Below are 9979 nucleotides of genomic sequence, written 5' to 3' on the forward strand. Positions count from 1 at the left end.
CGTGCGCAGGACGCGGTCGAACTGCTCGGTGGTGATGTCCGCGATGCCGCCCGTCTGGACCATTTGGAAGGCCGCGTTGTTCACGAGGATGTCCAGACCGCCGAGTTCACGGACCGTCAGATCCACGAGAGTCTGGCAGTGCTCCTCCGAGGTGATGTCCCCGGTTGCGACGACGCCGCGCCGGCCGGCTGCTTCCACCAATTGTTTCGTCTGCTGCGCATCCGGCTCCTCCGCGTCGAGGCAACTGACGACGACATCGGCACCCTCCCGCGCGAACGCGAGTGCCACCGCGCGTCCGATGCCCGAATCCGCGCCGGTGATCAGTGCCCGGCGGCCGTCGAGGCGGCCGCTTCCTCGATAGGTGTTCTCGCCGTGATCCGGGACAGTCACCATCTGGGAGGTCAGTCCCGGGTGCTGCAGTTCCGGCTGATTCTCGCGATCGGGAGCAGGGTACTGGGTGGTCGGATCCCGGCGCACGTACTGGTCGGCCATTCTCGTACCCCTTCTCGGTTTTACCGAATTCGCATGAGCCACTCGAAGACAGCGGTCCTGGCATGTGGTGTCGGGGCACCCGCAGCGCCGGACTTGTTCTGCCGCAAACCGTTCGCGCTAGGAGGCGCCCTCGGTGTCGTCGAAGAACGACCACCCGTCGGTGTGCTGCACTTCCATCCGCCAGCCGAGTTCACTGTTGTCGGCACGGACGTCGACGAACCAGGCATGCGCGTCATCCGCGCTCTCGATGTCCTTGGTCTCGACGACGGTACCGGTGGGATCGAGTACTCGATAGGTTGCCATGCCGTCCGAATGCCCACGAACGGGCAGGGTTAATCGACGAGCGGCGAATCCGCCCCAGATGCGGACGCGGGCATGTGTTCCTCACTGCCCCTGATGTGTTTCGTATGCCGTCGGCGAGTGCGGGAGTTCTCGCGTGCCCGTGTCCCCGTGTCGTTTCCTGTCTCCAGCCCGGTCAGCGGTGGCGTGCGCGCCGGACGACGATCAGGGCGACGACGCCAGCGGTCAGGCCACCGAGCAGAGCTGCGAGTCGTGGTTTGTTCCGCACGTTCGCGAGTTCGTGCCGGGCGGTGTCGAGTTGGTGCCGCGTGCCTGCCTTCACGCGGGCAGGCACGTCGGCCTTGCGGGCGAGGGCGTCCACCGTGGTGGCCAATTCTGCGCGCTGCCGTTCGGCGGTGGCGGCGAGGGCGTCACCGTCCGGGGTCCACTCGTGCGGTGCGGTCATCGGAGGCTCTCCTTCACAGTGTCCACGTCCCGGTGGACGCTGCGCCTGGTGTCGTCCGGCGTCGGGGGCAGCGCCTTTTTCGCCCGTTGCCCGCCGACGGCGGCGACGATGCTACCCACGACGATGAGAGCGATCGCCACCACGAGGGCGGCGAGCCACGCGTCGAGCACCGTGGCCAGTCCGAGCACAGCGGTGGCCACGAGCGCGCCGAGCCCGTACAGCACGATCACGAGTCCGGCACCCGAGAGTCCCGCACCGACACCGAAGCGGGTGCCCTTGTCCTTCATCTCGACGATTCCGTGACGGATCTCGGTCTGGACGAGTGCCTTCACCTGTTCGGTGAGGCGTTCGACGAGTTGCACCGTGGACAGGTCCTCGATCTGATGTGCGGCGCCCGGCGGTTCGCCGGTACGTTCCACGGTTGATCGGGGATGGTCGGTGTGGGTCATGGTCGTCACTCCTTTACGGCATCGACGAGGTGGTACCTCGGACGGGAATCGCGGCTTCGGCTCGCCTGCGAGCTGGGCCGCCTGGGTCTTCGACAGCGCGACTGGCACCGTCTTCCCGGTGGGTCCGGTTCGATCCCGGTTGCCCATCGCCCCGGAATCCCAAACTCCGGTCTGCTGCGGCGTACCCGACCGCCAGCCGAGACTTTGACGGCCGAACCGAACTCGCGCAGAAACCCGACTTCCTCCCCACCCCGGTAACCCGGATGTTTTGTGGCACATCACCAACTACCCCTCCTGCGCCGCGGAACTGTACGCGCGAACAGCCCACACCAGCCGCCACCGTACGTCCGCGGGTCCGGGGGCGAAGTACCAGCTCGAATGGTTCCGCATCGACACCCCCGGCAGCCACGGCCGCGGCCGGCTCCTGCGGGACGATGTCCCTCCAGGTTCCGTCCGAGTGACCGCGGCCAACAATACGAGTCCGGCACCGGCGGTCTGCCCCTGCTGGTGGCGATCTGCTCATCCGACCTGCGGACGGTAGTCGCGGAGTCGCAGCAGCATGCGCACATACCCCGCTTCCGCCGCTTCGGTGACCGCATCGAGCCGGGCGAGCTCGGCCTGCTCGGCAGTACCGATGTCGAGATGCATCTGTTGGGCAACCCAATGCCGAATCGAGTCGTGAGTAGTCATACGATCACCGCCTCCAGGCGGAGTACCCCACCAGCCGTGTCCGCAGTCACCTCCCACCCACACCGGATCACCCGCCTGCTCGCATACCCTCCGCACCCGCCGATCCCTCCCCGCAGGTACTGACAGGACCTGTTGTACCGCATGCCAACACCATCGCCGGAAGTCATACCGGGAGAGCAATTCTGACGGTTCGGAATCGACCCCGAGCAGGTGACGCTACCGCTGTCCGCTGCGGCGGCCACTGTAGGCGCACAGCATTCCCCACGCCGCGGCGAAACCGGCGACCTTCGCCTTGGCGCCGGCACCCCCACCGCCCGAATCATGGTGGCAACCTCGGGCGGGACACCCCCGTCGACGCGAATGAGTTTGCAGGGTTTGGCGAGAATGCGTGGTGAAACGATGATCGCGGCGCTGTACGCGGCGGTCAGCACACCCAGCACTCGGGGAAGGGCACGCGCGGCGGAAGTCGATGGCATAGCGCCCGTGTACCCGGATTCGGTCACCACACACGCCACCACCCCGTGCCGCGGCGCGGGAACGGCTCGGCGCCGCCACAGACGCCGCCCCACGCTGGACAGCTGCCCCGTCGACCACGGGTGATCCGGCGCAGCGGTTCGAGGGACTCCGCACGACCGCGAGCCACGAGCCGACGTGCCCGCGTAGCCGAAAGCGCGGGTGGGTACTCGACCACACATGGCACCCACGAACCCCACTGACCCGAACACCGACACCTCGCCGGCACCGGGGCGCGGCGGTGTTCCACCGGGAACGACACCGGACCCGGATGCGGCCGCGCCACTCCATCCCGACCTCGCCCGACGCAAGGGCATCACCCACACCCGGACCGGCGCGCTGTGGACCGGCCTCGTCGTCGGGGTGCTCATCCTGGTGCTGCTACTGGTGTTCATCCTGCAGAACCTCGACAGCATCACCCTGGAGCTGTTCGGGTGGGACTTCTCCCTGCCGCTGGGCGTGGCGTTGCTGTTCGCCGCGATCGCCGGCGCGATCATCATCGCGTTCGCCGGCGGCGTGCGGATCCTGCAGCTCCGCCACGCCGCGAACCGGCAACGCGCACTCACCACCCACTCGTGAGGTTCGACCGAGGCAGATCCCGGTCGCCTCTGCCACACCCCGGACGTCAGCGCCGCGGCACTGTGTTGCGCGGTGATCGGCCGCGCCGATGAGCTGTCTGCGGCGCACATCGGTGGAAGCCGCAATTTCTTTTCAGCGATTCCTTCCATCGACATATGCCGCGCCGTTACGCTTGGCAGCACGCCCTGCACCCGCCCTTCCAGGCGACATAGCGGATGGAGCATCCGGGGTTGCGCCCGGTCTCACCGATGTCGAGCCAAGCATCGACGCATTCATACGACCACTGCTGTGGACGCGTCGGCACACCGCCTTGCAGTCCCGGATCCGGTCTTCCATTCTCGACGGCGACCACGTCCGCATGTCCACGAGCGTACCCACGGTGTGTCGAGAGGTCATGCCGCACATCGTTTTTGAGTCCTACAGCAGGAGTGGTGCCCAACCCGTTCCATTCCCTGCGCTTTTCAACAGGGCCACCCCCGGGGCCGCGCATTTCATCGGCATGCCACGCACAACCGGCGACCGTCCGCCCGATCGTCGCCCCGTTGTTGCCCGCGCCTCCCGGGCAAATCGCCACCTCGTTCGGCTTTCGAAAGCGACCCGCTCCACCGTGCTCGACCATTCGCACCACCCCATCGACCAGGAGTGGCAGCATCGCCCCTCCTACAGCGGCACCGACACCGACATCATGTCCGACGCCGAGCGCGCCCGCCACACCCGACGCATCCGCCGATCGACGGCCCGACCCGCACGGGCGCAAGAGGCGGCGAACACGCCGGCCCGAACACCCCAGAACATGAGGACGCAGCAGCCATGGCCAACGACGACGCCCCCCAGAGTCACCGAATCCGACGAGACCGCGGTTGCCCCTCGCCGAACAGCTGACCGCCGGCCGGAAAAGACACGTGCCCCGTCGTGGACGTCGAGGCGTGCGGTAGCGCGAGGCACTTCGCCCCGACAGTGCGAAACCAAACAATGTTTGTATCAGCACTTTTCGTCCCGACAACCGCGTCCGGCCATGGCATGCACAAGAACCTACCTGACGGCCTCCTGTCGTAGCCGTCACCTCGGGGGAACGGGGCCGGCGGCGAGGTGGCCCATTCAGCGGCGTCCGCGGCTGGTTGCGTTCTCATCAAACCGGGCTATCGTCATCTGTAGAGGTTGAGCCAGCAGCCCCGGAAAAAGCACCGGCCCCAGCCAACACCGGGACAACAACTTCACTCGGTCTCGCGCCCCTCATCCCGGCACGCACCCGAGTACCGGTTCCCCGGAGGCCCCCAGCCCGGGAGGACACCATGACCACTCACCCGCTTTCCCCGACTGAAACATCTTTCGCCACAAGCACTGTCGGGGAAATGATGGCGACGAAAGCTGGCAACGGAAACGTCGCACACCGCCCCGCGGATATGCAGATCCTGATCGACGAGACCGGCGACGGACCGGCAATGCTCACCGTGTGCGGCGACATCGACATCGTCAGCGCCCCGATACTGGCCGCCTGCCTGCACCAAGCCACCCACCACCCCGGTCCCGGGGTCGTGGTGGACCGGCTCGACGTACCCTTCCTCGGCTGCCCCGCCCTCGCTGTCCTCATCGCCGCCGCCGATGAGCTCGGTCGAGATCACCGCGCCCTGACCGTCGCGGCGGACGAAGCACACCGGCGCCTGCTCCACCGCACCCGGATCGATGCCACCATCGGGTGCTACTCCACCGTCACCGACGCATTCCGCGCCGCCCGCACCCACACCCCACCCGCCTCGTCACCCACATCAAGTCCCCCTTCCCCTATCTGATCCACCCACCCGCGACCACCTGCTCCCGCACAGACCTCTCAGTTCGCGACCACCCACCCGAGACGCCTGTGCACCCGTAGACCAAGATGCTCACCCCGGCCGGACGCCGGCCCGAAGGGTCGCACCGTAACCCGTCGCCGGCCGGCGGCGACCTGGCCCCTTTGCGCGTCGGACCGAGAGGATATGCAGATCGTGCCTCATATTGACGAAGACCCCGACCGCAACCATAGCCGTGATATTGGATTCGACGACGACCCGATCCGGTGGCCGGATCCGAGTCCGTTGGATCTGTGGTGGCAACGGATCATGTCCGAAACCCTGCGCCGGTCCCGGGAACCACTGACCCCGCCGCCGGTTCCGCCCGAGACAGAACACCCCAGGAATCGGGGCTTCCGCCCGCACGCAAGTTGAACCGATCGGCCCGAATCCGACGACGTCGCACAACATGGGGTGCAGCGCTACGAAATTCCCGATCCCACCAACTCCGGCAGCTACCAATCCGTCCACGCACATCATCAGTGCGCACCTGATCGGTTCCGCCACGACAGGACGCACCCGCATCCAGGGAATATACGTTCTCGGGTTGAGCTTCCCGCGTTCACACTGTAGAACAAATCTATCGTCACGAAAACAGATTTGTTACCCCAACCGGCACCGTCCTCGCGGGCTCACCGGACGAAAGGAGAACGCGATGACCGTCCAGAACACCGATTGCACCGCCCTCGACGCCGAGCCACTCGTGCTGCACAGCGGCAGCGGCCCGGTGATCGTGGCAGGCCTGCTGACCACGCTCGCACTGAGCGCTGCCACCCTCCTGAGCGGACTGCCCTCATGACGACACCGCAGCGGGTGCGTCGGTCGACCGTCGCGCTCATCGCGAGCTGTCTCACCCTGCTTATCTGCACCCTGATCTGTACGGCGGCCACCAGAGGGGTCTTCGGCCTCGGCGCCCTCGGCGCCCAGATCGTCGTCGCGCTGTTGGGCTCGGTCGGCCTGATCGTCGCGGTCACCGAACTCGAAGACCCCAACTCCGAACCCGGTGTCCACGACCGCCGACTCATCTCCCACACGCTCCATGACGTTCGCTCCGATGGAAGGGCCCGATCATGACCGTAGCCGTCGTTGCGCCCGTCTCGCCGTCGACCCCGCCCGCACCGGGCCACCCTGAGCGGCGCACCCGGCCACTCACCGTCGTGTCCGCTTCCGAACCGGCAGCGACCCACGACCGTCTCCCGAGCCGCCGACGCGACGAATACGAAGACGCGTACCCTCTCTTCGCGGAAATCGCCGAACTGGATCCGCACGATCCGCGTCGGCAGCTGCTACGCGGGCGAGTGATCGAACGCTGTCTCCCGCTCGCCGAACACATTGCCCGACGTTTCCGGAACCGGGGGGAGAGCCTCGACGACCTCGAACAGGTCGCCCGCCTCGCACTCGTCAAGTCTGTCGACCGGTTCGACACAAGGCAGGGCGCGAACTTCGTGGCCTTCGCGGTCCCCACCATCACCGGAGAGATCCGACGGCACTTCCGGGACACCACCTGGTCACTGCGCGTGCCGCGGGCATTGAAGGAACGCCATCTCGCCCTCACCCACACCTCCGCCGACCTGACCCGCACGCTCGGCCGCGCCCCGACCGCGGGAGAGCTCAGTGCGGCGCTGGGGTTGACCAGGGAAGAGGTGGCCGAGGGTCTGCGCGCCGCCGACGCCTACAACACCCTCTCGACCGATTACCCCCTCGAAGCCGGATCCGACGACCGGTTGCTGTCGGAGACGGTCGGCAGCGACGACTTCGCATTCGAGCGCGTCGACGACCAGGTCACCCTCCGACCCACCCTCGCCGCGTTACCCGACCTCGAGCGCACCTGCGTGGTCCTGCGGTTCTACGGCAACCTCACGCAGACTCAGATCGCCACTCGGGTCGGCGTGTCCCAGATGCAGGTCTCCCGCCTCCTGTCCCGGGCACTCCACACCATGCGCGACCAACTCGACTGACCTTCACGAAAGGACCAGAGACACAACGTATGCGTGCTGCCATCACCACCCTGCTGGACACACTTAGCCGCTACCTGTCCACGCCCACAGAGCCCGACGCCGAACCTCAGGACCCCACGGAATTGCTCAGAGAGACCTTCACCCCTTAACCCGGATGCACCGATTCGCTGGCCTGATCGCTGCGAGTTTCGTTGGGTGGCATGGGACGGTGTGTGGGCATGGTTGAGCGTCCGACCTCTCGTGTCGGGTTGTTCCACTGAGGCTTTGGCGTCGAGGGCGGGCAGGTGTCGCGGGCGTTAGGCGAGGATCGGCTGTGTGCAACCGAAGGTGTTGTCGAACAGGATGCGCCACGCTGTTTCCCACGGCCAGTTCTGCGGGAGGTGCAGCGTCAACCGTCTCGCCGAGGAGGCGACGCGTGCGGGGACCGAGACAATGGTGCGGCGGAGGGTGCCGGTCGTCGCCCTCGTCAGCTTCGGATCGCCGGTGAGGGTACCGGCGGCGCGGGTGAGATTGAAGGCCATCACCGCGCAGACCAGCCAGGCGGCGTTCGCGGTGAACCGGCCCGACGGGAGGTGCGCGAGGGCGGAGTTCTTCAGGTCCGCGTGCACCTGCTCGATGACGGCGTGCTGACGGTGGGTTTTGTCGGCGTCGACGGTACCGAGGTCGTCGTGGTCGGTGGTGGTGAAGAAAGCATGGAACCGCCACACGTCGAACAACGTGCCCTGGCCCTGGTCCTTGGGTGGTCGCAGGTCGGGGATCCGGCGCACCACCAGCCGCCCGGGGATCTGATGGGCCTTCTTCTGGGAGGCGAACGCCGCGAACGGTATCTCGGCGACCTCGGCCCGCGAGATCCAGGTATCGGTGTCCTCGTCGTAGACGGCGTCGGTGTACTCGATCGGCGTCCACGCGGACTCGTCGTCGTCGATCGATGCGATCGCCCGTTTGACGGTGGCGGTCAGACGCACGGTCACCGACACATCGGCGCCGGCGCGAATCGCGGCCCCAATGGTCGGATGGCCATAGAACGCCGAATCGCCGCGGACCAGCACCTTCGGCGCCCCGCCACCGCTCGCCCCGCCGACCTGGGAACACAGCCGATCGACGGTCGCCAGCGCATCGGCGACCATCCGGGCGGCCCCACGCGCGGAGCCGCACGCCCCGCGCCGCAATCGCTGTCCGATGATCACCGGCGCAGCGGTCTCCGTGGTGACGGTGGCGAGCAGGGCGTTCAACCCGCGGACCCCGGAGTACCCGTAGCCGGACCCCTGCTTGCCGTGCCCATGCACCTCGATGATCGAATCGTCGATATCGACCAGGATCCGTCCGGTGTCGATTCCACCGACCAGGGGCGTTCGGTCGGCGAGAGCGCCCAGGAATCGCGAGGCGACGGCGTCGAGTTGCCGGACGTGCCCGAAGCTGAACTGGCGAAGGAACGATCCCAGCGTCGACGGTGCATAGGGGCGGTCGAAGACGGTCCCCATCGCCCCGTGCCGCAGGATGCCCAGGTCGGCGATGCTGTCGGCGCCGGCGACCATCCCACCGACCAGGGACCCGACCTTGTAGCCAGGGTTGGCACCCTTGTCGGTCGGCACGCTCAGGTACTGATCGGCGAGGGTGAGCAGGCCGCTGGCCTGGGCCAATGCCATCACCTTCGGCCAGCCCCGCGGTCGACATCAGATTCGGGTCGTCGAACCTCGCCGCGGCGACGGGCCGGGTATGAGATAGTTGCATCTGCGAGATGCCCTCCGGTGTGGTGTGAACTGATCCCTAGACAAGATCGATTCTTCCACTACGGCAGGGCATTTCGTCGTTACGACCCGCTCGCCACCCCAACCGAATCGGTGCATCCGGGCTTAAACCTCCTTACACCCGTGCACCAGGATTTCTCCTGGCGGAGCGCCCCGCACGTCTCGGAGACGTTCCCCTCATCTCTATCTCACCGTGCGCGGCGCCGGGCAATTCTTGGAGGTTGCAGGTATCTTCTCCTCGCCCTGCCTGTACGCCGGCGGTCCTGCGATCACGCGTCGTCGGATGCCCGTCACGATCGATATCGGATCGCCTCAGGATCCAGCGAAGATCGTCCGCGGATCCTCGCCGAGGTCTTCGATGCAGTCCTGCCACGTCACCGCGGTCAGATGCGCTTTGCCGACCGTGAACGCGGATGCCGCGGCTCGGACCCACAGCCAGTCGCCCCTGCGGTGGTGGAGCCGGAAGAATGCAGCTCGAGAGGCTTTGCTGCCGTGTGTATCTCGTAGGAATCGGCGCCATCGAGGTGTGTCGGATGGCAACAACAACCATTCGTAGTGACCGACCAGTTGCTCCACCCGATATCCGACCAGGTTGGCGGACGCGGGGTTGGCGAAGAGCACCTGGCGCTGATCATCGAACACAGACAGCGGCTGCGGCAACGCCGCGAACAGCGCCTCCAGCATCTCTGCGCGGCACGGCGCGGCGGCCGTGCCGTGCCGGACTGCCGGGGCGAGGACGGGACGGCCGTTCGGCCGGGTACAGGTCATGGTGGGAACCGACTGATCTTCCACTACACGTGCTCCTCATCGCCACCGGGACTGCTGGAAGTCCGTGTACCCACGCCGGTGATGGCGCAACCTGCACCCCTTTACCGGACTACGTGAGGCGGGACAGCCCACCAACGACCGGACCCGACGGGCGCAACTGCTTACCCAGTGAACGCGATACGGAAACCCTCGAGGCTGCTACTCGCCGGCC

At 66.9% G+C, this 9979-nt stretch carries 11 protein-coding genes and 1 pseudogene; 5 read left to right on the forward strand and 7 right to left on the reverse strand.

The features are described 5' to 3' along the window. From ACFTZB_RS37870 to ACFTZB_RS37890, 5 genes are all read right to left on the reverse strand, one after another. A partial coding sequence (locus tag ACFTZB_RS37870) for an SDR family NAD(P)-dependent oxidoreductase (RefSeq protein WP_378439877.1) occupies positions 1 to 492 on the reverse strand: 492 nt, incomplete at its 3' end. Between the two features lie 117 nt (positions 493 to 609). After that, complete coding sequence (locus ACFTZB_RS37875) at positions 610 to 795, reverse strand: hypothetical protein (RefSeq protein ID WP_378439879.1); 186 nt, start codon at positions 793 to 795, stop codon at positions 610 to 612. A 172-nt stretch (positions 796 to 967) separates the two neighbouring features. Then, positions 968 to 1237, reverse strand: a complete 270-nt coding sequence (locus tag ACFTZB_RS37880; protein ID WP_378439881.1) for a DUF3618 domain-containing protein — start codon at positions 1235 to 1237, stop codon at positions 968 to 970. Beyond that, entirely contained in the window at positions 1234 to 1686 is a 453-nt protein-coding gene (locus tag ACFTZB_RS37885) for a phage holin family protein (protein WP_378439883.1), read from the reverse strand. The genes ACFTZB_RS37880 and ACFTZB_RS37885 overlap by 4 nt, the downstream gene beginning before the upstream one ends. Positions 1687 to 2205: 519 nt before the next feature. Continuing rightward, positions 2206 to 2376: a hypothetical protein gene (locus ACFTZB_RS37890; protein ID WP_378439885.1), complete on the reverse strand. Its 171-nt coding sequence runs from the start codon at positions 2374 to 2376 to the stop codon at positions 2206 to 2208. 693 nt (positions 2377 to 3069) lie between these two features. Here ACFTZB_RS37890 and ACFTZB_RS37895 point away from each other — a divergent pair. The 5 genes from ACFTZB_RS37895 to ACFTZB_RS37915 all read left to right on the forward strand — a co-directional run bounded on the left by ACFTZB_RS37895 (position 3070) and on the right by ACFTZB_RS37915 (position 7252). After that, positions 3070 to 3468: a lipopolysaccharide assembly protein LapA domain-containing protein gene (locus ACFTZB_RS37895; protein ID WP_378439887.1), complete on the forward strand. Its 399-nt coding sequence runs from the start codon at positions 3070 to 3072 to the stop codon at positions 3466 to 3468. A 1355-nt stretch (positions 3469 to 4823) separates the two neighbouring features. Then, positions 4824 to 5258: an STAS domain-containing protein gene (locus ACFTZB_RS37900; protein WP_378439889.1), complete on the forward strand. Its 435-nt coding sequence runs from the start codon at positions 4824 to 4826 to the stop codon at positions 5256 to 5258. 691 nt (positions 5259 to 5949) lie between these two features. Next, a complete protein-coding gene (locus tag ACFTZB_RS37905; protein WP_378439891.1) occupies positions 5950 to 6093 on the forward strand; it encodes a hypothetical protein in 144 nt (47 codons plus the stop codon). Continuing rightward, positions 6090 to 6368, forward strand: a complete 279-nt coding sequence (locus ACFTZB_RS37910) for a hypothetical protein (protein ID WP_378439893.1) — start codon at positions 6090 to 6092, stop codon at positions 6366 to 6368. The genes ACFTZB_RS37905 and ACFTZB_RS37910 overlap by 4 nt, the downstream gene beginning before the upstream one ends. Then, a complete protein-coding gene (locus tag ACFTZB_RS37915) occupies positions 6365 to 7252 on the forward strand; it encodes a SigB/SigF/SigG family RNA polymerase sigma factor (RefSeq protein WP_378439895.1) in 888 nt (295 codons plus the stop codon). The genes ACFTZB_RS37910 and ACFTZB_RS37915 overlap by 4 nt, the downstream gene beginning before the upstream one ends. Before the next feature lie 296 nt (positions 7253 to 7548). On the opposite strand, the pseudogene ACFTZB_RS37920 reads toward ACFTZB_RS37915, so the two are convergent. Beyond that, positions 7549 to 8983: pseudogene (locus ACFTZB_RS37920) on the reverse strand (IS1380 family transposase). Between the two features lie 329 nt (positions 8984 to 9312). Then, positions 9313 to 9792 (reverse strand): PAS domain-containing protein, encoded by a 480-nt coding sequence (locus tag ACFTZB_RS37925; RefSeq protein ID WP_378439897.1) that lies wholly within the window; start codon positions 9790 to 9792, stop codon positions 9313 to 9315. Positions 9793 to 9979 lie beyond the last annotated feature (187 nt).

It is taken from the genome of Rhodococcus sp. NPDC057014, from assembly GCF_042673295.1.
Lineage (GTDB): Bacteria > Actinomycetota > Actinomycetes > Mycobacteriales > Mycobacteriaceae > Rhodococcus_F.